Consider the following 22043-nt stretch of genomic DNA (forward strand, 5'->3'; position numbering starts at 1 on the left):
TTCTGGTCATCGCGATGGGTAAACTCTGGAAAGTCTGGAATTTCCGTGGGCGAGGGGGACTTTCACGTGCTCGTTCCGGATGCCGCCGACCGCCCGTCGGCGTCCGCCCCCGTCGTCACCTCCACCGATCTGGGCCGTGAGCTCAAGTCCTGGCTTCGGCACGGACCGAACCGTCGGATCAAGGTGGCCGCGCTCGCGAAGCGCCTTGAGGTCTCGCAGAGCACCCTCTACGCGTACCTGGCCGGAACGACCCTGCCGCCGAGCCACGTGCTCGACGACCTGTTGTGCGCGCTGGGCCTGCCCGCCCAGGAGCACCGCCGCCTGGTGACCGCCCGCGACGCGCTGCAACGCAGACGGGCCGCGACCGAACCGACCGCGAGTGCCGCGCAGACCTCACGCCAGCACCCGGTTCCTCGGGAACTACCTGCCGATCCGGGCCCGTTGACCGGTCGCTCGGCCGAGATCGTCGCGCTCGACCGCGTGTTGTCGAACGGCACCGGCCTCTCCGTGATCTCCGGGCCCGCCGGTGTCGGCAAGACCGCGCTGGCGGTGCATTGGGGCCACCGGGTGGCGGAGGAGTTCAGCGACGGCTGCCTGTACGCCGACCTGCTCGGCTACGCGCCGTACGACCCACGCGATCCCACCGAGGTGCTCGCGGGTTTCCTGCGCGGACTCGGCCTCGCGGATGCCGACATCCCGGCCGACAGCGATGAGCGGGCGGCCAGGTTCCGGAGTGCGCTGGCGGGGCGGCGGGTGCTCGTGGTGATCGACAACGCGCGCGACGCCGCTCAGGTCCGGCCGTTGCTGCCGGGCAGCCGCAGCTGCTTCGTCCTGGTGACGAGCCGATCCGACCTGCCCGCGTTGCAGATGCGGCCGGGCGCGCACCCGATCAGCCTCGCCCCGCTCGTGCGGCGGGATGGCGTGGACCTGTTGCGGCTGCACCTGATCGGCAGGCAAGCACCGGCGCAGGACGCCGTTGTGGCCCTTGCCGAACGCTGCGCCGGGTTGCCGCTCGCGCTGCGCATCGTGGCCGCGCTGGCATCCACCCGACGACAGCGCTCGCTGACCGAACTGGTGGAGGAACTGACCGGGGGCCTGCACCAGCTGGACGTCGGCGAGCCGGACGGATCGGTCCGCGCGGTGTTCTCCTGGTCCGAGCGGAGCCTTGAGCCGCAGACCGGTGAGGCGTTCCGTTTGCTGGGCCTGCACCCCGCGCGGGACATCGACTCGTTCGCTGCCGCGGCGCTGATCGGCGTGGACGTCGAGGCCGCCGCACAGGCACTCGACGAGCTGGCACACGCCTACCTGCTCGCGCGGTCCACGGAGAGCCGATTCGGCATGCACGACCTGCTGCGCGAGTACGCGGGCGAGCAGGCCGAGGCCACGCTCGCGGAGTCAGCGCGCCGGACCGCCATCACGCGGCTGCTCGACTACTACGTCACCGCGGGCGCCAAGGCGATGGAGGTGCTCCACCCGCCGGGCGCCAAGATCGAACCTGACTGGCTCGTCGACGTGGCCGTGCCACCGCTGCGCACCTCCGCCGAAGCCAAGTCCTGGATGGACGCCGAGTGGCAGAACCTCCTCGCGGCGGTCGCGTTCAGCGCGCGGCGCGGGTGGCCGCAGCACACCCTCCGCCTCGCCGCGGTGCTGCGGCGCCGACTCGTCGACAGCCACGGGCACGGCGACGCGATGGCCATCCACGGGCACGCGCTCGACGCCAGCAGGCTCATCGGTGATCGGCGGGCGGAAGGCACCGCCTTGCACCACATGGGGATGGCGCACACGCGACTCGGTCGGCTGCGTGAGGCACAGGAGCTGTTGCGGCACGCGATCGTCATCTGCCGCGAGGCCGGTGACCGCTACGACGAGGCCGGTGCGCTGAACCACCTGGGAATCCTCTACGAGCGGCTCGGCCGCTACGCGGACGCCGTGGAGTGCTACAGCGCCGCACTCCCCCTCGCCCGGGAACTCGCGTTCCGGCACGGGGAGGCCGCGTTGCGCACGAACATCGGTTTCGCCCGCGGTCGCCTCGGCGAGCACGAGCAGGCGATGCGGGATTGTCTTGCGGCCCTTGCCATCCACGAGGAACTCGGTGATCCGGGCAGCATCGCCGCCGCGCTCGGCAACCTCGGCGAGGTGTACCGCCTGACCGGGCGCCACGCCGAGGCTTTCGACCACTACGACCGGGCGCTGACCAAGGCGCGCGAGGTGGACGCGGTCGGCGTGGAGACCGAAGTGCTGCGCTACATCGGCGAAACGCACTTCGCCGCGGGCGACGGAGCCAGTGCGCGCGCGGCCTACGACGCCGCGCTGACCGCCGCGCGGATCACCGGCGATCGCTACGAGGAGGCGCACGCGCTGGACGGCCTGGGACGCGCCCACCACGCCGAGGGCAACACCGCTCAGGCCGACTCGTCTTGGCGCGAGGCCTTGGCGCTGTTCCGCGAGCTCGGCCTGCCCGACGCCCAACGAGTCGGCGCGCTGATCAGCAGCTAGGAGCGGCTGTCCCTGGATCAGGTGACCAGGTGGTGGGGAACCGTTCTCGGCGCCGCGCGCTCAGAAGGCCATGCTGAAGAAGTTCACCACTGCCGCACTCGCCGCCTCCGCCGTCACCGCGATGATGGTCGGCGGCGCGTCGACCGCGGTCGCGGGCGACACGTACCTCCTGCTCAAGCAGGCCAGCAAGGACGGCGTGACGGCGCGGCTGTGGCTCAACAAGCGCACCCGGGCGCTGCACGGGGAAGCCGTGAACATCCGGAAGGGCGAGATGGTCCGCATGGACCGCAACTACACCATCCGCGAGACGATCATCGCGCAGACCAACCGGGCGTCGCTGAACACCTCGTCCTACTCCACCTACCCGGACAGCTACAGCGTGTGCGCGGGCAGCCCCGTCGGCGGCCCGCGCTTCATCTGCACCCCCTACCACCGCCACAACGGCTGACGAAGCCCCCACTCGGCGGGGCACCCCTTGCCCCGCCGAGTCATCCGCCCACCCACACACCACGTAAACTGTGCCCATGCGCCCCAACCGCCCTCACACCCAACGCGAGGCGCACGCAACCTAGAGATCTCCCGTTTCGTACTCATAACGGGGAAGAGAGCGCTCCCAAATCCCGACAAGAGTACGAAACGGGTTATTTGGCGACCTCAGCGCGGGATGGGTTTTAGGCCTGCTTCGTCGTGAGGGCCTTGGTGGCGGCCAGCAAGGCGGTGGCGAGCCCGAGGCGGGCCACCGCCAGCAAACCCTTGCCGGACATGGAACTCCTTACGCAGTAGGGTTTTCGAGGAGTCGTTCGAGCTGGCCGAGCGCGTCGGCGGCGGCCTCCGGGGCGAAGACGGAGCCCTTGATCGCGGCGATGACCAGGTCCGCTCCCGCCGCGGGGTCCCCGCCCGGCCAGGCGCCCCGGGCGAGCCGCTCGCGCAGGGCCTCGCGCCACGCCTGATCGCTCCGGTCGAGGATCACGCGGATGGCGGGATCGCGCAGCGCCCGCAGGTTCAGCTCGCACAGCACGACGAACAGCTCTGATCGCTCCCGCAGCGCGCGGGCCATCAGCCGCAGGTGACGGCGGACCTGGTCGGCCGTGCTCCCCTCGGCCCGCACGGTCGGCCACAGCTGGGCGGTGGTGTGCTCGACCACGCTGGCGACCAGGTCCTCCTTGGTCGGGAAGTAGTGGTGCAGCGTCGAGTGGTCCAGCCCGACCGTCGTCGCGACCTGCCGCTGCCGCAGCCCTTCCAGGCCCTTCTTCGCGATCTGCGCGAACGCGGCGGCGACGATGGCCTGCCCGGCACCCGCGCCTCCCGCATTTGCTCCACCAACCACTTGGTGGAGCAAATAGCACGCGCGTGGACCCCGGGACGAGGCACCGCGTTGCCATGGTTCGGAAGTTCCACCACATCGGTTCCGCGTGCAACGCGGCGCGTCCCGGCGGGCTTTTCCTGGGCGTGAACACTGTTGAAGCACACCTGCGGCGCCCCGTCGTGCTGGTGGCGGGCGTCGTGGTCGTGCTCGCCCTCGCCCTGTGGCAGGTGACCGGGAAGATGCTCGTCGACCTCGACGTCTACCGCGCGGGCGCCGAGGCCTGGATGACCGGCCAGCGCCTGTACGACGAGGACTTCCCGCCCCGTCCGCTGGTGCACCAGCTGCCCTTCACCTATCCGCCGTTCGCGGCCGTGCTGTTCAGCGTGCTGACGCCGTTGTCGCTGAAGGCGATGGGCTACGTGATGACCGCGGCGACCGCGCTGGCGCTCGCGGCGGCCTGCGTGATCGTCGCGCGGCGGTGCGGGCTGCCCCGGGCGAGCGCGGGCGGGCTCGGCTTCGCGGTGGCCGCGCTGTCGGTGCTGTCGGAGCCGGTGCTGGCCACGATCGGGCTCGGCCAGGTCAACACGCTCCTGCTGGCCATGGTGGTCGCCGACTGCCTGCTCCCCCGCACGCCGTGGCCGCGCGGGCTGTTGGTGGGCATCGCCGCCGGGATCAAACTCACCCCGGCGATCTTCGTGCTGTACTTCCTCGCCTCCGGGCGCGTGCGTCCCGCGCTGACCGCGATCGCGACCCTCGCGGGCTCCGTGGTGATCGGGTTCCTCGCCACGGCGCGGGACTCCGCCCAGTACTGGTTCTCGACGCTGTTCAACACCGATCGGATCGGCGGACCGGAGTTCGTCACCAACCAGTCCATCCGCGGTGTGCTCGGCCGCTTCGGCCTGGTCAACGGGCAGGTCTTCCCGTTCTGGGTGGCCGGGGTCCTGATCACGCTCGTGGTGACCTGGCTGATCCTGCGGCGCGTGCGGAGCGAGGTCCCCGCGCTGCTCGTGGTGGCCGCCGCCGGGCTGCTGTGCTCGCCGGTGTCGTGGAGCAACCACTGGGTCTGGGCGTCGGTCCTCGCCACGGCCGTGGCCGTCGCGCTGCTGCGTCGGCCGCGGTGGAGCCTGCTCGCGCCCGGTGTGGCCACCGTGGTGCTCTTCGTCGGCCCCCACCGGTTCGTTCCCGGCGGCGGGAAGGTCGAGCTGACCTGGACCGCGGCGCAGTGGCCCTGGGGGAACGCGTTCTTCCTCACCGCCGTGATCTCGCTCGTGGTGCTCCTCGTCCGGAACTGGTCGCGGGAGGTTGACAACCTTTCCGGTGACCGCGGGATCCGAACAGGTGAGAGGGCACAGGCCGGTCTGGGGAGGGACGATGACAACCGCCGATGAACGGGTCTTGGTGGTCCCCCTGCCTGTCTCCTTGAGGTCGGCGCCGGGGACGGCGCGAGTTCGCGGGCACGAGGTGGCGATGGCAACGGTTGACGACGGGTTCGTGGAGTTCGTCCGCGAGCGATCCTCGGCGTTGCTCAGAACCGCCCGGCTGCTCTGCGCCGGGGACCGGGCGGCGGCGGAGGACCTGGTCCAGGACGTGCTGGCCCGCGTGTACTGCCGGTGGAGCCGCATCGTCGGCGATCCCGAGCCCTACGTGCGCACCGCGCTGTTCAACGCCGCCAAGCACCGGTGGCGGCGCCGGTCGCGGCGCGTGGCCGAGGCCCAGTGGGACGACGCCCTGATGAGCGAGCACCCCTCCGCCGAGGGCGGCCACGAGGACCAGCTGGCCGCCAGGGACGTGGCGATGCGCGCGCTGGCCCAGCTGCCGCCCCGGATGCGCGCGGTGATCGTGCTGCGGTTCTTCGAGGACTACTCCGAGGAGCAGACCGCCAACGTGCTCGGGTGCTCGACGGGCACGGTCAAGAGCCAGACCTCGCGCGGGCTGACCAAGCTGCGCGGCCTGATCGACCTGACCGGCGACCGCGTGGAGGAACCGCGATGAACACCGAGAGCGACGCCCTCGGGCGGGTGCTGCACGCCGCGGTGTCCGATGTGGACACTCCACTGGGCTTCGCGGAAGCCGCTCTGCGCAAGGGGAAACAGCGACGGAAGCGGGTCCGCGCCGCCATGGTCGGCACCGCGCTCGCGATCACCGCGATGGTCGGCGGCCTGGTCTCCAGCGTGCCCGTCTGGCTGGCCGACTCGGAGAACGTCACCCCGGCGAGCGACCCGCGGCTGGGCAGGCCGACCGGGGGCGATCTCGCCGGGGACGCCGAGCTCCTGAGCCAGTCCCGCATCCTGTGGAACCGCGAGCTCAAGGCCCTGCTCGACCGCCTCCTCTCCAACGCGCCCGCCGGTTGCTGGGACGCGCTCGGCGAACCGCACGTGTACTGGTCCGGACGAACGGGCGCCGGACCCGCCTCCGTGGTCATGCAGGCGATCCGCACGACGGACTCCTGCTTCGCCCACATCGCACGGGGTGAGTTCACCGCGGTGGGCCTGATCGGCACCGACTCCACCGGCAAGGGCGTCCACCTGCTGGGGGTGACGCTCAAGGGGGCGGCGAACAGCGAAGAGGAGGTCTTCCTGTTCGGCCCGGACGACAACACGGTGGTCGCGCTCCAGGAGAGCGGGGCGCGCTACTACTCCCGCCGTGCCGAGGTGCAGGCCGATGGCAAGGTCACACGGGACTGGCACGCGCTGAGCTATCGGGACGGGGTGGCGACCGTCGTCATCCCGCCCGCCGAGCCGCGGCCACAGCCCCAGAACGATCCGGCGTTCGCCAAGCGCACACAAGCCCAGCCGGGTGCGACGGTCCCGCCGGAGGATCGCGTGCGGCCGTTCTCGACAGCGCGCTCCCGGGGAATGGTGACCGGCCACGGCAATGTCGGCTACTTCGGGTGGCTGAACCTGCAGGGCCACCTCGGCGGACCCCGGCTGGAGTTCGCCGAGCGCCTGCGCCGCTTCAACGACGTGCTCGATCGGATGGGCTACAGCGACCCCGCGTTCCGTGGCGCGGCGCGGGCCAGACCGGGTGAGTTGACGCTGATCCCCATGGCCCCGGCCGGACGCCAAGGGGAGAGCCCGTCCACGCTCCAGGGGGTCACCCCCGGGCTGGCGGGTGGCTGGCACGTCACGGCGGTTCTGCCGGACGGGCGCACGGTCATCGTCGGTGAGGAGCCGATCAACAACAGCGTCCACACCTACGCCGTCCTGTGGCGGGGGGACGTGGTCGACCAGGTGATCCACGGAGCACCGGCGGAACGGGATCCCGTCCTGCCGGTCAACATCCGGATGCCCGATGGCCAGGGGTGGATCGTGGCGCGCCAGGGCGCGAAGCTGAAGTGGCGGTCGACCACCGGCGTCTGGACCGACCTGCCCGGCGACGCCGCCCTCCTCCCCGCCGACGCCGAGATGGTCAACGTGACCGCGCCGGGCATCCCGTCGACCAACGTCACCCTGGGCACCTGACCAGAGGCGACTTAGAAGAGTTGGTTTCATTCACATTTCAGCGGCCGTGCCTACGGTCGCTGAACATGACTCGACTGAGAGCGACCGCCCTCACCGGAGCCGCCGTGGTGGCACTGGTGGCGGGCGCCTCCACCTCCTCCGCCGTCGCCACACCCGAGCAGCCCACGACGGTGCGGATCGGTGGCGGCTCCGGCATCGTCTTCGGCAAGGGCAAGCCCGTTCCGGCGCGGGGCGCGACCTGGTGCACGATGACGACCATCGGCCACGACAAGGCCGGTGACCTCGTCGGCCTGACCAACGCGCACTGCTTCTACGGCGACGACAACAAGCCGGTGCTCGGCGACAAGATCTACTACAACAAGACCCCCGCTGGCACGGCGGCGCAGCCCGCCAAGACCTCCGAGACCGACCTGGAGACGGGCGTGATCGGCGAGGTCGTGCACGTGAGCCTCAGCAACCCGGTCGGCAGCCCCGCCAACCCCGGGCTGGACTACTCGGTGATCAGGTTCGACAGGGCCAAGGTCGTCCCGACCGCGACCGTCGGCGGCCTCACCATCGACGGGATCGGCACCCCGCCCACGCCCGGCACCAGGATGTGCAAGCAGGGCCAGACCACCGGGCTCACCTGCGGTTTCATGGTGAGCACCAGCGGTCCCTACTTCGGCCACACCATCTGGGAGGGGCCGGGCGACTCCGGCTCCCCGGTGGTGCTGAACAACAAGCTCATCGGCAACCAGTGGGCCGCCGGGCTGAGCACCTCCATGACCGCCATCCTCGCCGACATGAACAAGCGCGGGGAGGCAGGCGCCGGGTTCACCCCGGTCGCCCCCTAATGCCTGTGCGGCGCGTCCTCCCCCCGGGCGCGCCGCACCGCCGCGACGAGCCGGGCGCCGAGCACGGCCACGCACCCCGACGCCGTCACCACGAGCGTGATCATGAACGTCGGGTAGAGGTAGACCACTTGCAGCCACGCGACGTCGCGGCCCCCGTAGAGGAAACCGACGACGCGGTGCACCAGGGCGACGAGCAGGAGCGGCAGCAGGAGCGGGAACGACCACAGCCATGAACGCCGCCTTTCCCGCGCCCGGATGACACCGCGGACCGCGAGTGCCGCGATGGGCACGGCGAGCAGGAGCAGCACCGCGTCGCTCAAGACAGGCGGGCCGTTCGGCGGCGCTGTCTGCCTGCCTTCGAGCACGGCGATCAGCTGCTCGCCGATCTCTTGAGCGTCGCGGTACTGGGTTCCGGTGTTCGCCATGACTGCGATGCCATGGCCCGACGCGGGCAGAATCGCTTGGTAGGCGGTCGATGTCATCAGGTCGCCGCCGTGGTGGACCAGCGGCTGCCCGGACTTCGTGGTGCCGAAGAACCAGCCGAGCGCGTACGAACCCGACGCCGCCGGGGTCCGCTCGCGCTCGGCGATCAACCAGGACGCCATGTCCCGCGCCGTGCTGAGCACTCCCCCGGAACCGTTGCCGAAAGCTGGGGGTTCCGGCAACGCGACCGGCAGGCCGAGGACCTTCACGTGCCCCCGTGCGCTCTGCGGTAACTCGTCGGCGGTGTTGATGGAGCGGCTGTCCTTCATGCCCACCGGCTCGAAAACGTTGCGGGACAGGTAATCGCTGAAGGGCATGCCGCTGACGACCTCGACGAGGCGAGCGGCCACCTGGAAGTTCGGGTTGTGGTACTCCCACTCGGCGCCGGGCGCCGCGGCGAGCACCGAGTCGCGCATCGCGGCGACGGCCTCCCGCAGGGTGCGCACCTCGGGCCCGCTGTAGGACCCGAAGGTCGTGTCCGACATGCCCGAGGTCTGGTCGAGCAGCTGCCGCACCGTGATCGCGGCGGCGCGGGGGTCGGCCATCGTGAACTCCGGCAGGTGGGCCACCACCGGCTCGTCGAGCCGGACGCGTCCGCTCTCCACGAGCTTCGTCACGGCCCGCGCGGTCATGGACTTGCTCACCGATGCCACGGCCATGCTCGTGCGATCGGAAACCGCCTCCCCCGTTGGCGTGCGGCCGTACCCGGCGATGCGCAGCACCGAGGAGCCACGGGTGACGGCCACCGCGACGCCCGGCACGACAGCGTTCTCTTGGTGTTGCCGGACAACGGCATCGACGGCCGCGGGCACCTCCGGGACCGGGGTGACCACGGCAGCGGAGACGATCAACGCGGACAGGAGTGAACTCAGCACGCTCGAAGTCTCGGCGAACCCAGGCCGCCCGACATCGGACCACGGTCCGATCTCCCGCACGGTGTCAGCAGGTGAAACCGACTCAGCGGCACGACTATGCTGTCCCAGGCACAGCTTGACCCGCGCTCCCCCATCGGTGGGCCGGGGTGGTCCGAAATTCCCCGTTTCGTACTCATTACCGTGGATGAGAGCGCTCCCATTCCCGCTAAGAGTACGAAACGGGAAAAGCGGCGGGAGGGTGGGCGTGGGGCGATGGCGGAGCGCGGCCGTGGGCGCGGTGGTGATGACCGCGCTGAGCACGGCGGCGGTGCCCGCGAGCGCGAGCGAACGACCGGCCGTCGCGGCGTGTCCGGTGCAGATCACGGTCGCGGCGAAGTGCTACACGGGCAAGGGTTCCAACGGCGCTTACTACGCGATCGCTGTTCCGGAGAAGTGGAACGGGTCGCTGGTCATGCATGCGCACGGCGGCCCCGATCTCACGGCGACCTCCGATCCGGAGCGCAGTGTCGACGACCTCGGGCGCTGGGCCGTCATGGTGCGCGAGGGCTACGCCTGGGCCGGCTCGGCCTACCGCCGCGGTGGGTACGGCACGCGGATGGCCGCCGAGGACACCGAGAACCTGAGGAAGCTCTTCGTCTCCGCGTTTGGTCGGCCTCGGACGACGTTCGTGCACGGCCAGTCCTGGGGCGGCAACGTGGCCGCGAAGGTCGCCGAGATCTACGGCGGCTACGACGGCGTGCTGCTCACCAACGGCGTGCTCGCCGGGGGTTCGCGCGGCTACGACTACCGGGTGGATCTCCGCGTGGTCTACCAGTACTACTGCGCGAACCACCCTCGCCCCACCGAGCCGCAGTATCCACTGTGGATGGGGCTGCGCAAGGATTCCACGCTGACTTCAGCAGGCCTGCGCGCACGGCTCCAGGAGTGCACCGGCTTCGCGTCGCCGCCGCGTGAGCGCACCGCCGTGCAACAGCGCAACCTCAGCGACATCCTCGCTGTGACAAGGATTCCGGAGCGCGCGCTCGAATCGCACCTGCGTTTCGCCACGTTCACGTTCCGGGACATCGTGCACAACCGGCTCGGCGGCCGGAACCCGTTCGACAACCGGACCATCCGCTACACCGGCTCGCACGATGACGCGGCGCTCAACGCCGGTGTCGAACGGTTTTCCGCAAACCCTTCCGCCGCAAGGGATCTGTCCTTCGACAGCGATCCGACGGGCGCCGTGTCGGTCCCGACGCTCACCCTGCACGCGATCGACGACCCGACCGCTTTCGTCCAGCACGAGAGCGCCTACCGCGCGAGCCGCCAGGGTGCGGGGACCGCGGGCAAGCTCGTGCAGACATTCACGAGGGAAAGCGAGCACAGCGGCCTCAGCAACTCCGAGTACGCCACGGCGATCTCCGAGTTGGCGCAGTGGGTGCGCACGGGTCGCAAGCCGACCGCTGTCTCCGTCGCGAATGCCTGCGCGTTGTTCGACGCCACCTACCGCACTGGCTGTTTCTTCGACCCCGCTTACGTTCCCGCCGACTACGCGTCGAGGGTGTACCCACGCCCAGGCGGCAAGCACTGGCCCGCCCTGTCCGCCGCGCGGGAGTGGGTTCTGCGTTTCCTGCCCGGCGTGGGCATCGCCCCCTAGGAGCGCGTCGCCGTCGCGAGATCGGCGATCTGCTCCGCCAGGACCTGGGGCGCGTCGAGCTCGACGAGGGTCCTCGCGCCGGGCACCTCGACGAACTCCGCGTCGCGGAAGGCTTGCTGGAGGCGTCGGCCCAGTGCGGGCTTGAACGCGCGGTCGGCCATGCCCCACACGATCCGGACCTGCCCCTGGTAGTCCTTCAATCGGGTGGACACGTCCAGCAGCTCGCGCGGATCGACGGCGTGCAGGAAACGAACGGCATCATCGCGGATGCCCGGATCGGTGAGCGCGGGCTCGATCCACGACCGGGTCAGGTCGGCGTCCAGCTTGTTCGCGAGCAGCCCGAATCCCAGCGGCGAGTGGCGGAACACCCGGCCGCGCATCGGCAGCAGACCGGCCCCCAACCGCCGCCGACCCCGCAGGAGCCGGAAGATGACGTTGAACGGGAAGGGCGGGAAGGTGTCGAAGGCGTCGCAGTTCACCAGCACCACGCGTCCGACCCGGCTCACGTCGGTGTCGAGGACGAACTGGGCGAGCGCCCCGCCGGTGTCGTTGCCGACCAGCACGACGTCCTCCAGCCCCAGGGCTTCGAGGAACAGCACGATCCGGCGGGCGACGCCACGCGGCGACTGGTCGGCGTCGGCGTCCATGGGTGTGCGGTGGGCGCCCAGCGGCCAGTCCGGCGCGTACGAGCGGACGCCCCGCTCCGCGAGGAGGTCGGCGACACCGGTCCAGACCGCGCCGTTGGTCAGGAACGGGTGCACGAACACCACGGGCGGGGCGGTGGACCGCTCGGGCCCCGCGGCGCGGTACGCGACGGCGCCCCCGGGAAGATCGATCGTCGGCATGCGACTCCTTCGCCGATAAAGTTACATACAGGGTGCACGCAACTTACGGACGGAGTGTATGAAAGTCTCACGGCGGACACAAGCGGACCGGACGGCGGCGACCCGCGCGGCCCTGATCGCGGCGGGCCGCAAGCTCTTCGCCGAGCACGGCTTCGCGGGCGTCGGCACCGAGACCCTGGTCCGCGAGGCCGGGGTCAGCCGGGGCGCGCTCTACCACCAGTTCGGCGACAAGACCGAACTGTTCGCCGAGGTCCTGGCGGACATCGAGGGCGCGGTCACCCAGCGCCTCGTCGCCGCGATGCCCTCCGGCGCCGACGCCGACCTCGTCGCCGTCATGACCAGCGCCCTGGTCGCGTGGCTCGACGCCTGCGAGAACCCCGAGGTGCAGCGGATCGTGCTGATCGACGGCCCGTCCGTGCTCGGCTGGACGCGGTGGCGGGCCATCTGCCAGCCCCACATCCTGGGGCTGATCCAGGCCGTGCTCACGCAGGCCGCGGCGGACGGCCTCCTGCCGCCGCTGCCGGTCAAAGCCCTGTCGCACGTCCTGCTCGCCATCGCCGACGAGGCGGCGCTGTACGTGGAGGCCGCTCAGGACCGGGCCGCCGCGCGGGAGGAGATCATGCAGATCGTCGGCGTCCTGATGCGGGCGCTCGTCGTGCGCTGACCTCCGCCGTCACACCGGGCGGATCTTCGCCGCGAACGCCTTCATCGCCGCCTGGGGATGGGTGGCCCTCGCCGCGGTGCCAGGGCGCGCGAGAGCCGCCTCGACGGCCTTCACCACCGCCGTCTTGGTGACCTCGAAACTGTGGTGTCCCTGGACCCACGCCCGCGACTTGGCCCGCACCCGCTTATCGGGGGCGCCGAGCACGCGGATCACTTCAACCCTGGAATCGTTTCCCAGCAGCATTTCAGCAGCGATGTCTCCTGCTGACGCCTGCGCGGCATCAGTGCGACCGTCCACTCGCGACGGTCACTGGGCCGGAACGACGACGTGTCCACCGAATTGGGCACCAGGCCGACCGGCTCGGGCAGCACCAGCAGGTCGTCGGCGGACACGTCGATCTCCGCACCGCTCAGCATCGGCCCGTCGTAGCCGAAGAACGGGAACCCGTAGCCCGGCGTCGGACGCCGCCCACCGGGACCGCGATCTCCGGTGCCGCGTAGATGATCCGCATGATCAAAATGCTATCGGGCGGGGCTCAGCGCACGGACGTCCCCGCTCGCTGACGAAGGGCCTCGTCGGCGGCGTTGAGCGCCAGCCGGACCGCGCCGAGGACGACGGCTTCTTGCCCGACTCCGGACGCGGCGAGCTCGGGCGTGCGGATGCAGGCGCTGTCCATGTGCCGTTTGATCCGGGGCAGCAGGAGGTCGGCCGCGCTGCCGAGGCCGCCGCCGACGACGATCAGCTCCGGGTCGATGGTCAGCGTCATCGCGGCCGCGTGCTGCGCCAGCACTTCGCAGAAGTCGTCGATGATCCGCACGGCATCAGGGGCGCCGGCGCGGGCGTCGCCGATGATCTGTTCGGTGAACTGGTGATCGCGGTCGGCGATGGACTCCTGGGTGGCCGGGCCGAGCAGCTTCTCCCGGCGCAGCTCCCACTTCTGCGGATCCAGCAGGCCGATCTCCCCCGCCGCGCCGCCGAAACCGCGGTGCACCCGCCCGCCCAGGATCAGCCCGGCGCCCATGCGCCGCCCGACCAGCAGGTAGATCAGGTCGGAGACGTCCTTGGCGACGCCGTGCCAGCGTTCGGCGAGCGCGGCGGCGTTCGCGTCGTTGTCGACGAAAACCTTGCAAGAGAACGATTTCTCCAGCCTTCGAGAGAGCTGGATGCCGTTCCAGCCAGGCAGGACGGTGGACAGGGTGACTGTGCCGTCCGGGGCGACGATGCCGGGGACGCTGACCCCGGCGGCCATCAGCAGCGAGCGGTCGATCCTGCCGCGGGTGAGGCACTTCGTGGCGACGGAGCGCACGACGGCGATCCGCTTGTCGGCGTCGAGCTGCGGGTCGACCTGGGTCTCGTGGCTGTGGACCTGCTCGCCGTTGAGGTCGGCGAGCACGCCGATCACCCGGTGCCTGCCGACGTCGAAGCCCAGCACGTACCCGCTGTCCGCGCGGAAGTGGTACCGGCGGGCGGGCCGCCCGACCCGCCTGCCGGGCTCGGCGGCGAGCTCGGCGGCCCAGCCCTGCTCGATCAGGTCCTCGATGGCGGCCTCGACGGTCGGCCGGGACAGGCCGGTGCCCGCGGCGAGGTCGGCCAGGGTCGCCGGGCTGGCCGCGCGCAGGGCCGAGAGCACCGCGACCGAGTTGATCACCCGCAGCAGCGAGGGGCTCCCGCTCATCCACTTTTCCTTGACCACCGCACGGAGCGAATGGTAGACCATGGCCGATTATTTAAAGGAAGTTCCATTAATAACCCCTGCGGGAGGTGATGACCGCGTGGTGACCGTGGCGATCGTCGGCGCGGGGAGCCGGGGCGCGATGTACGCGGCCCGCGCCACCGCGACCGGGAAGGCACGCGTCGTCGCGGTGGCCGAACCCCGGCCCGCCGCGCAGAAGGCGCTGGTCGACGAGCACGAGGTGCCGCCGGAGGCCGTCTTCGACGACTGGCGCGAGCTGCTCGCCCGGCCGCGCCTGGCCGATGTGGCCGTCATCGCCACCCAGGACCAGGAGCACATGGAGCCCGCCATCGAGCTGGCCCGGCGCGGCTACCACCTGCTGCTGGAGAAGCCGATGGCCACCACCGAGGCGGCCTGCGAGGCGATCGTGCGGGCCACCGAGGAGGCCGGGGTGCTGCTCGCGGTCTGCCACGTGCTGCGCTACACGCCCTACACCCGGCTGCTGAAGTCGATCGTCGACAGTGGACGGATCGGCGACGTCGTCAGCGTCGAGCACCTCGAACCGGTCGGCTGGTGGCACCACGCGCACTCCTACGTGCGCGGCAACTGGCGCCGCGAGGACGAGTCGACGTTCATGCTCATGGCCAAGTCCTGCCACGACCTGGACTGGCTCGCGCACGTCATCGGGCGCCAGGCCGTGCGGGTCTCCTCCTTCGGCGGGCTGTACGAGTTCCGGCCCGAGCGCAAGCCCGCGGGCGCGGCGAACCGGTGCCTGGACTGCTCGGTCGAACCGGACTGCCCGTACTCCGCGCCGCGGATCTACCTGCCGTTCCTCAACGAGCCGGACCGCGTCTGGCCGTTGTCCGTCGTCACAACGGATCGCACGGAGGAAGGTGTCCGCAACGCCTTGCGCGACGGGCCTTACGGCCGGTGCGTGTACGCGTGCGACAACGACGTGGTCGATCACCAGGTGGTCGACATCGAGTACACCGGCGGTGTCACGGCATCGTTCACCATGACGGCGTTCGCGCCCGTCAGCCACCGCAAGACCCGCGTCTTCGGCACCAGGGGCTCGTTGGACGGCGACGGCGAAAGCATCACCGTCCACGACTTCCGCACCGGCCCGGAGACCGTGCGGCCCATGCCCGCGGGCGGGGCGACCGCGGACGACGGGCACGGCGGCGGGGACCAGGGGCTCGTCGACGCCTTCATCGAGGCGGTCCGCACCGGCGACCGGAGCCTCATCTTGACCAACGGCAGGGACAGCCTGGAATCGCACCGGCTGGTGTGGGCCGCGGAGCGGGCGCGCCGGACCGGCACCGTCGTCAACCTGGAGGGAGCACGATGAAACGCGCTCTGGCAATGGGAATCGCGGCGGCCCTCGTGGTCACCGGCTGCGGCACGTCGGCCCCGGAAGGCTCCGGCGGCAACGACGGGCGCGGCCCGATCACGTTCGCCACGTTGAAGGACGGCACGGGCACGGTGCCGAAACTGGTGGAGGCGTGGAACGCCAAGCACCCCGACCAGACCGTGCGGATCATCGACCTGCCGGAGGGCGCGGACGGCCAGCGCCAGCAGCTGATCCAGCAGGCGCAGACCAAGTCCGACACCTACGACGTGATCACCATCGACCTGCCGTGGAACGCCGAGTTCGCGGCGCGGCGCTGGGTCACCGAGCTGCCCCGCGAGCAGTTCGACCTGGACGGGTTCTTCGCCGCGCCGCTGAAGGGATCGGACTACCGGGGCAAGCTGTACAGCATCCCGCACTTCACCGGCGCCGGGATGCTCTACTACCGCACCGATCTGCTGGGCAGGGCCGGTGTCACGCCGCCGAAGACCTGGGCCGAGATGAAGGCTGCCTGCGCCAAGGTGCTCGCGCTGCCCGAGGCAGCGGGGATCTCCTGCTACGCCGGGCAGTACGACAAGTACGAGGGACTCACGGTCAACTTCTCCGAGGCTGTCGGGTCCGCGGGCGGGGAGGTCACCGACGACTCGGGGAAACCGAAGCTGGACACGCCCTCGGCCAAGGCCGGACTCGACTTCCTGGCAACGGGTTTCCGCGATGGCACCGTGCCGTCCGACGCGATCACCTACAAGGAGGAGGAAGGCCGCCGGGCTTTCCAGCAGGGCAAGGTCCTCTTCCACCGCAACTGGGCCTACATCCACCCGCTGATGAACGCCACGGACGGCTCCTCCTCGGTGCCGGGCAAGTTCGCGGTCACGGTGGTCCCCGGCGCGTCCGGCCCCGGAGTGTCCACTTTGGGCGGTAACAACCTCGCCGTGTCAGCGTTCTCCAAGAAGCAGGCCACGGCGCGGGAGTTCATCAAGTACATGACCAGTTTGGACACCCAGCGCGCGCACGCGAAGGGCTCGGCGTACCCGATGACGCGGACGGCGGTCTACCAGGACCCCGAGCTGCGGGCGAAGTACCCGTACCTGCCCGTGCTCCAGGAGGCGATCTCCAACGCCCGCCCGCGGCCGACCCTGGTCCGCTACGGCGACGCGTCCTCGGCGATCCAGGAGCAGGTGTACGCGGTGCTCGGCGGGAAGACCTCGGCCGAGCAGGCGCTGTCCACGTTGCAGCGGCAGCTGAGCGAGATCGCCCAGGGGACCTGACCGGATGGCCGCGCTGCTGTTGTCGCCGACCCTGCTCGTGCTCGGGCTGGTGGTCGGATACCCACTGCTCGCCGCGTTCCGGGAGTCGTTGTACCGCGGCGGTGACGCGCTGGACGCGGACGGGTTCATGGTGTCCGGCGACCGGTTCGTGGGCCTGGACAACTACACCGAGGCGCTCGGATCGCGGTTCTGGACGGCGTTCGGCAACACGTCCTTCTTCACCTTCACCACGGTGGCCATCGAGGTCGTCGTCGGCACCGCCATGGCATTGGTGATGCACAAGGTGATCAGGGGTCGCGGGCTCGTGCGCGCGTCGATCCTGGTGCCGTGGGCGATCCCCACCGCGGTCTCGGGTCTGTTGTGGCGCTGGATCTTCCAGTCCGACGGCGTGGCGAACGAGGTGCTGGCGACGGATCTGCTGTGGACCTCCGACCGCTGGGCCGCCAAGATCGCGGTGATCATCGCCGACACGTGGAAGACCGCGCCGTTCGTCGGACTGCTCGTGCTCGCCGGTCTGCAACTGATCCCGAACGAGGTGAACGAGGCGGCGCGCCTGGACGGGGCAGGTGCCTGGCAGAGGCTGTGGCGCGTCACGCTTCCGCTGGTCAAGCCCGCCCTGCTGGTCGCGGTCCTGTTCCGGCTGCTCGACGCGCTGCGCATGTTCGACCTGCCGTTCGTGCTCGTGGGCCCGCAGAAGGGCTCGGTGGAGACGCTGTCGATGCTGGCGTGGAGCGAGGCCAACCAGGTCCGGTACGGCCCGGCGGCGGCGTACTCGGTGATCCTGTTCCTCTACGTCGTGGTCATCGCGTTCGTGTTCGTGAAGATGCTCGGCGCGGATTTGTTGGGAGACAAGCGGAAGAAGGGGGCTTCGGCATGACCGCTGTTCGTCGGCTGGCGCCCTTGCTCGGGATCGGCGTCATCATCCTGTACTGCCTCGCGCCGTTCTACTGGATGGTGGTGTCGAGTTTCCGGCGCACCAGCGACATCTTCGACATGTCCGTGCTGCCGTCCCCGTGGTCGCTGGAGAACTACCAGGCGGTGTTCAGCGGGCAGAACCAGTTCACCCGCGCGCTGCTCAACAGCCTGGTGGTCGCGGGCGTGACGACCGCGTGCACCGTGCTGCTGGGCACCCTCGCCGGGTACGCGCTGGCGCGGCTGGACTTCCGGTTCAAGAACCTGGTGCTGGCGCTGGTGATCGCCACCTCGATGTTCCCGGGGATCTCGCTGGTCGTGCCGCTACTGAAGCTGTTCTCCGAGATTGGCTGGATCGACAGCTACCAGGCGATGATCGTGCCGAGCATGTCCTTCGCGCTGCCGCTGGCGGTGTGGAACCTGACCACGTTCTTCCGCCAGCTCCCGGTCGAGCTGGAGGAAGCGGCCACAGTGGACGGTTGCACCCGCGGGCAGGCGTTCCGCAAGGTGATCCTGCCGATCGCGCTTCCCGGCGTCTTCACCACCACGATCATCGTGTTCGTGGTGGCGTGGAACGAGTTCGTCATCGCGCTCAGCATGGTGAGCAAGCCGGAGATGCAGACCGCGACCGTCCGGATCTCCCAGTTCGCAGGCTTCGCGGGCTACGACAGTCCATTCGGGACGCAGATGGCCGCAGGCGTCATCGTGACCGTACCGCTGGTCATCGCGGTGCTGCTCTTCCAGCGTTGGATCATTTCCGGCCTGACCTCAGGTGGTGTCAAATGACCGACTTACCCAGCAGGAGAACGTTCCTCGGCCTGGCCGGGGTCAGCGCGGCCGCCGTCGTGCTCGGCACCGGCGCCCCCGCCCACGCGTTCACCCCCGGCGGCGAGGACGTTCCCGCCGATCCCTTCACACTCGGTGTCGCATCAGGTGATCCCGAACCGGACGGCTTCGTCCTGTGGACGCGCCTGGCCCCGGAGCCGCTCGCCGCGGACGGGCACGGGGGCATGCCGCGCCGCCCCTTCGACGTGCACTACGAAGTCGCCGAAGACCCGCGGTTCTCGCGCGTGGTCCGGCGCGGTCACGCGGTCGCCTCCCCCGACCTCGCGCATTCCGTGCACCCCGAGGTGAACGGGCTTCGCCCTGGGCGGGAGTACTTCTACCGCTTCCGCGCGGGCCGTTCGATCAGCCCGGTCGGCCGGACGCGGACCGCTCCGGCTCACCGAGACCAAGCCGGGAAGCTGTCGTTCGCGGTGGCGTCCTGCCAGGCTTGGTACCACGGGCATTTCACGGCGTACCGGCACATGGCGACCGAGGATCTGGACCTCGTTTTCTTTGTGGGCGACTACATCTACGAGTACGCCATCAACTCGGTGAACCTGTGGCGCGAGGGCGTCCAGCTCGACAAGGTGCACGACGCCGAGGTCCGCACGCTTGAGCAGTACCGGTTGCGGTACGCGCTCTTCAAGTCCGACCCGCACCTCCAGGCCGTGCACGCGAAGGCTCCGTGGGTGTCCACTTGGGACGATCACGAGGTGCAGAACAACTACGACCACGCCGGGCAGGGCGTCACGCCGGAGGACTTCGAACGTCGGCGCGCGGTCGCGTATCGGGCCTACTACGAGAACATGCCGCTGCGACGGACATCCTTGCCACGCGGCCCGGAAATGACGCTCTATCGGCGACTGCACTGGGGACGGCTGGCGGACTTCACCGTGCTGGACACCCGCCAGTACCGCGTGCCGGAGAAGAGCATCCTCGGCGCACGGCAGGAAAAGTGGCTCCACGACGGACTGCGTTCTTCCTCCGCGACGTGGAACGTGTTGGCGCAGCAGGTCGTCATGGCGCAGATCGACCGCGACACGGGCCCCGGCCAGACGTTCAGCGATGACCAGTGGGACGGCTTCCGGGCCGAGCGGGAACGGCTGCTGGCCCTCCGCACACCCAACCTGGTCGTGCTGACCGGGGACATCCACCGCCACGTCGCCGCCGACCTCAAGGCCGACTTCAACGACCCCAGGTCCGCGACCATCGGAACCGAGCTCGTGGCCGGTTCCATCGGCTCGGACGGGGACGGCGCTCCGCGGGACAACTACACCGATCTGTGGCTGAGCAATCCGCACGTGAAGTTCTACGACGGTCGGCGCGGATACCTGCACTGCACGATGACCCCCGAGCGGCTGACCTCCGAGTACAAGGTCGTCGACTACATCCGGCGCGACGACCGGGCCCCGGTCTCCACCGCCGCCCGCTTCGTCACGACCGCCGGGCGTCCCGGTTTGGAGGCACTGTGATCCGGCGACTCTCGGCCGCGCCCGGAATCGGGTGGATCGACCTGACCTGGGAGGCCGACTCCTACCACCCGTTAGTCGACCACTTCGCCGTCTACGCCTCGGATTCTCCCTTCGCACAAGGAGAACTGATCGGCAAGACCGTCTACACGCGACTGCGGCACGACAACATCGGGGCGCGCGGGCGGACCTGGTACTACCGCGTCGTCACCGTCGACGCGGCGGGCAACCGCAGCTGGCCCAGCCCGGTGCTGCGCGCGTCCTCGCTGACCTCGGTCACGGTGTCCGGCAGCCCGGTCGCGGTGATCGGGAACTACGACCGCAAGAGCCTGGAACTGGCGCTCGCCCCCAGCGGCTACCAGCAGTACGCGACGCGGTTCCCCGACGGCCCCGACTACGCGTTCGGGGTCAGCTCCCCCAGTGCCGACTGGCCCTACCTGCACCCCGGTCCGGCGGACAAGTGGGCTGGCAGCAAGGCGCACACCTTCCGGTTCCGGTTTCCCCTGCCCTCGGTCCGCAAACTCGTGCTGGCCGTGTGGCTGATCGACTCGCACGCCACGGACCCGGGCCGGTTGTCGTTGTCCTGCAACGGGTCCTCCGTGGCCGACGTGGCACTGGACAAGGGCGCCACCAAGGGCTCCACGGTCGGCGAGGGCCCGCTCCTCCGTCCGTCCATTGTGGAAATGCCACTCCCTTGGAACACGCTCCGCGTCGGCGAGAACGTGATCGCCCTGGGCAAGGCGAGCGGCTCGTGGCACGCCTACGACGCTGTCGGCGTGTTCGAACCCAGGTAGGCACGTCTTCAAGACGCACCAACCCGCGCGCGGACGTGGCGCTCCGGTTCAGGTGCCGACACACCCGTTCGTGGGTTGCCGAACCCCGCCGTCGTTCGGTTGGATCATGCGCGACGTGGGCCACAGGCGAGGGGATCCGATGAGCAACGCCGAGTTTCCGACCGAGAACGCACCCGTCCCGGCCGAGGAGACCCCTCAGCCGCCGCAGAGCGGCGAGGTCGAGACGCAGACCTTCTTCTTCGGCGACGCCTTCGACGACTAGAGACACCGACGTCTAGGCGAACTGCGAGCCCAGCGCCGACAGCAGGCTGAGCTTCTCGTAGCCCTCGGTGCCCGGCGACGCGGTGTAGACCAGCAGGATCTGGTCCTGGCTGTCGGCGTGCAGCACCTGGCAGTGCAGGTCGAGCACGCCCAGTTCGGGGTGCTGCACGCGCTTGTGCTCGCCCCGCCGCACCGCCACCTCGTGCTGTTCCCACAGCGCGGAGAACTCCGGGCTCAGCTCCAGCAGGCTGTCCACCACCGCCGCCGCCCGGGAACCGGGTCCATTCCTGACCAGCGCCGCCCGCAACGCGGCGACCTGGACGCGAGCGTGGTGGCCGTGATCTTCCTCCGGGTAGATCGAGCGCGAGGACGGATCGGTGAACCACCGGTACACCGAGCTGCGGGCCAGCCCCGTGAAGCACGTCTGGTCGCCGAGCAACGCGGTGGCCAGCCAGTTCTGCACCAGCGTCTCGCCGAGGCCGCTCAGCACCATGGCCGGGGTGTCGGTGAGCCGGTCCAGCACCCGCATCAGCCCCTGGCTGACGTGGTCGGAGCGCAGGACCCGGGTCGGGGCGTTGTGCCCGGCCAGGCGGAACAGGTGGTCGCGCTCGTCCAGGCTCAGCCGCAGTCCCTGGGCGATCGCGGCCAGCATCTGCTCCGAGGGCGTCGGCCCGCGCTGCTGTTCCAGGCGGCTGTAGTAGTCGGTGGACATGCCCGCGAGCGCCGCGACCTCGTCCCGGCTCAGCCCGGAGGTGCGCCTGCGCGGCCTGCGGGGCAGGCCCACGTCCTCCGGCTGCAAAGCCTCCCGGCGGGTGCGGAGGAAGTGCGCGAGCTGTTCCCGGTCCATGTGCCCGATCGTAGGCAGCCGCGCGAGGTTAGCCAGGGATCGCCG

At 70.2% G+C, this 22043-nt stretch carries 22 protein-coding genes; 15 read left to right on the top strand and 7 right to left on the bottom strand.

Translation table 11 applies throughout. The features are described from left to right. Positions 1-66: 66 nt before the first annotated feature. On the top strand, positions 67-2496 hold the full coding sequence (locus NLX83_RS27680) for a tetratricopeptide repeat protein (protein ID WP_254238113.1): 2430 nt from the start codon (positions 67-69) through the stop codon (positions 2494-2496). A 70-nt stretch (positions 2497-2566) separates the two neighbouring features. Further along, positions 2567-2944: a hypothetical protein gene (locus NLX83_RS27685; protein WP_254238114.1), complete on the top strand. Its 378-nt coding sequence runs from the start codon at positions 2567-2569 to the stop codon at positions 2942-2944. A gap of 324 nt (positions 2945-3268) precedes the next feature. On the opposite strand, the gene NLX83_RS27690 is transcribed toward NLX83_RS27685, so the two are convergent. After that, positions 3269-3823: a TetR/AcrR family transcriptional regulator gene (locus NLX83_RS27690; protein ID WP_254238115.1), complete on the bottom strand. Its 555-nt coding sequence runs from the start codon at positions 3821-3823 to the stop codon at positions 3269-3271. Between the two features lie 53 nt (positions 3824-3876). Here NLX83_RS27690 and NLX83_RS27695 point away from each other — a divergent pair, with 53 nt between their 5' ends. From NLX83_RS27695 to NLX83_RS27710, 4 genes are all read left to right on the top strand, one after another. Then, positions 3877-5190 (top strand): glycosyltransferase 87 family protein, encoded by a 1314-nt coding sequence (locus NLX83_RS27695; RefSeq protein ID WP_254238116.1) that lies wholly within the window; start codon positions 3877-3879, stop codon positions 5188-5190. A gap of 79 nt (positions 5191-5269) precedes the next feature. After that, a complete protein-coding gene (locus NLX83_RS27700) occupies positions 5270-5794 on the top strand; it encodes a SigE family RNA polymerase sigma factor (protein ID WP_254238117.1) in 525 nt (174 codons plus the stop codon). Continuing rightward, complete coding sequence (locus NLX83_RS27705; protein WP_254238118.1) at positions 5791-7263, top strand: hypothetical protein; 1473 nt, start codon at positions 5791-5793, stop codon at positions 7261-7263. Before NLX83_RS27700 ends, NLX83_RS27705 begins: the two co-directional genes overlap by 4 nt. A gap of 65 nt (positions 7264-7328) precedes the next feature. Further along, entirely contained in the window at positions 7329-8096 is a 768-nt protein-coding gene (locus tag NLX83_RS27710) for a trypsin-like serine protease (RefSeq protein WP_254238119.1), read from the top strand. On the opposite strand, the gene NLX83_RS27715 is transcribed toward NLX83_RS27710, so the two are convergent. Next, entirely contained in the window at positions 8093-9454 is a 1362-nt protein-coding gene (locus tag NLX83_RS27715) for a serine hydrolase domain-containing protein (protein ID WP_254238120.1), read from the bottom strand. The genes NLX83_RS27710 and NLX83_RS27715 overlap by 4 nt on opposite strands. 244 nt (positions 9455-9698) lie before the next feature. On the opposite strand from NLX83_RS27715, the gene NLX83_RS27720 reads away from it, so the two are divergent. Next, positions 9699-11093, top strand: coding sequence for a DUF6351 family protein (locus NLX83_RS27720; RefSeq protein ID WP_254238121.1), 1395 nt, complete (start codon positions 9699-9701; stop codon positions 11091-11093). Here NLX83_RS27720 and NLX83_RS27725 read toward each other — a convergent pair. Next, positions 11090-11938 (bottom strand): alpha/beta fold hydrolase, encoded by an 849-nt coding sequence (locus NLX83_RS27725; RefSeq protein WP_254238122.1) that lies wholly within the window; start codon positions 11936-11938, stop codon positions 11090-11092. The genes NLX83_RS27720 and NLX83_RS27725 overlap by 4 nt on opposite strands. Before the next feature lie 58 nt (positions 11939-11996). On the opposite strand from NLX83_RS27725, the gene NLX83_RS27730 reads away from it, so the two are divergent. After that, positions 11997-12602 carry a TetR/AcrR family transcriptional regulator gene (locus NLX83_RS27730; RefSeq protein WP_254238123.1) on the top strand — a complete coding sequence of 202 codons (606 nt, stop codon included), beginning with the start codon at positions 11997-11999 and terminating at the stop codon, positions 12600-12602. A gap of 9 nt (positions 12603-12611) precedes the next feature. Here the strand turns inward: NLX83_RS27730 and NLX83_RS27735 are convergent, their stop codons facing one another. The 3 genes from NLX83_RS27735 to NLX83_RS27745 all read right to left on the bottom strand — a co-directional run bounded on the left by NLX83_RS27735 (position 12612) and on the right by NLX83_RS27745 (position 14277). Continuing rightward, positions 12612-12815 carry a hypothetical protein gene (locus NLX83_RS27735; RefSeq protein ID WP_254238124.1) on the bottom strand — a complete coding sequence of 68 codons (204 nt, stop codon included), beginning with the start codon at positions 12813-12815 and terminating at the stop codon, positions 12612-12614. Beyond that, positions 12812-13018, bottom strand: coding sequence for a hypothetical protein (locus NLX83_RS27740; protein WP_254238125.1), 207 nt, complete (start codon positions 13016-13018; stop codon positions 12812-12814). Before NLX83_RS27740 ends, NLX83_RS27735 begins: the two co-directional genes overlap by 4 nt. 119 nt (positions 13019-13137) lie before the next feature. Continuing rightward, positions 13138-14277 carry an ROK family transcriptional regulator gene (locus tag NLX83_RS27745; protein WP_254238126.1) on the bottom strand — a complete coding sequence of 380 codons (1140 nt, stop codon included), beginning with the start codon at positions 14275-14277 and terminating at the stop codon, positions 13138-13140. A 100-nt stretch (positions 14278-14377) separates the two neighbouring features. Between NLX83_RS27745 and NLX83_RS27750 the strand changes: the two genes are divergently transcribed. The 7 genes from NLX83_RS27750 (at position 14378) to NLX83_RS41260 (ending at position 21152) form a co-directional block, all read left to right on the top strand. Continuing rightward, on the top strand, positions 14378-15622 hold the full coding sequence (locus NLX83_RS27750) for a Gfo/Idh/MocA family protein (protein ID WP_254238127.1): 1245 nt from the start codon (positions 14378-14380) through the stop codon (positions 15620-15622). Next, complete coding sequence (locus tag NLX83_RS27755; RefSeq protein WP_254238128.1) at positions 15619-16890, top strand: ABC transporter substrate-binding protein; 1272 nt, start codon at positions 15619-15621, stop codon at positions 16888-16890. Before NLX83_RS27750 ends, NLX83_RS27755 begins: the two co-directional genes overlap by 4 nt. A 4-nt stretch (positions 16891-16894) precedes the next feature. After that, on the top strand, positions 16895-17767 hold the full coding sequence (locus tag NLX83_RS27760; protein ID WP_254238129.1) for a carbohydrate ABC transporter permease: 873 nt from the start codon (positions 16895-16897) through the stop codon (positions 17765-17767). Next, positions 17764-18588: a carbohydrate ABC transporter permease gene (locus tag NLX83_RS27765; RefSeq protein WP_254238130.1), complete on the top strand. Its 825-nt coding sequence runs from the start codon at positions 17764-17766 to the stop codon at positions 18586-18588. Before NLX83_RS27760 ends, NLX83_RS27765 begins: the two co-directional genes overlap by 4 nt. Then, positions 18585-20099 carry an alkaline phosphatase D family protein gene (locus NLX83_RS27770; RefSeq protein WP_254238131.1) on the top strand — a complete coding sequence of 505 codons (1515 nt, stop codon included), beginning with the start codon at positions 18585-18587 and terminating at the stop codon, positions 20097-20099. Before NLX83_RS27765 ends, NLX83_RS27770 begins: the two co-directional genes overlap by 4 nt. After that, on the top strand, positions 20096-20890 hold the full coding sequence (locus NLX83_RS27775) for a polysaccharide lyase family protein (RefSeq protein ID WP_254238132.1): 795 nt from the start codon (positions 20096-20098) through the stop codon (positions 20888-20890). Before NLX83_RS27770 ends, NLX83_RS27775 begins: the two co-directional genes overlap by 4 nt. A gap of 139 nt (positions 20891-21029) precedes the next feature. Further along, positions 21030-21152, top strand: coding sequence for a hypothetical protein (locus NLX83_RS41260; RefSeq protein WP_256564474.1), 123 nt, complete (start codon positions 21030-21032; stop codon positions 21150-21152). Between the two features lie 12 nt (positions 21153-21164). Here NLX83_RS41260 and NLX83_RS27780 read toward each other — a convergent pair whose 3' ends face one another. Then, a complete protein-coding gene (locus tag NLX83_RS27780) occupies positions 21165-21998 on the bottom strand; it encodes a helix-turn-helix transcriptional regulator (protein WP_254238133.1) in 834 nt (277 codons plus the stop codon). Positions 21999-22043: the final 45 nt, after the last annotated feature.

Source organism: Allokutzneria sp. A3M-2-11 16 (assembly GCF_024213555.1).
Taxonomy (GTDB): domain Bacteria; phylum Actinomycetota; class Actinomycetes; order Mycobacteriales; family Pseudonocardiaceae; genus Allokutzneria.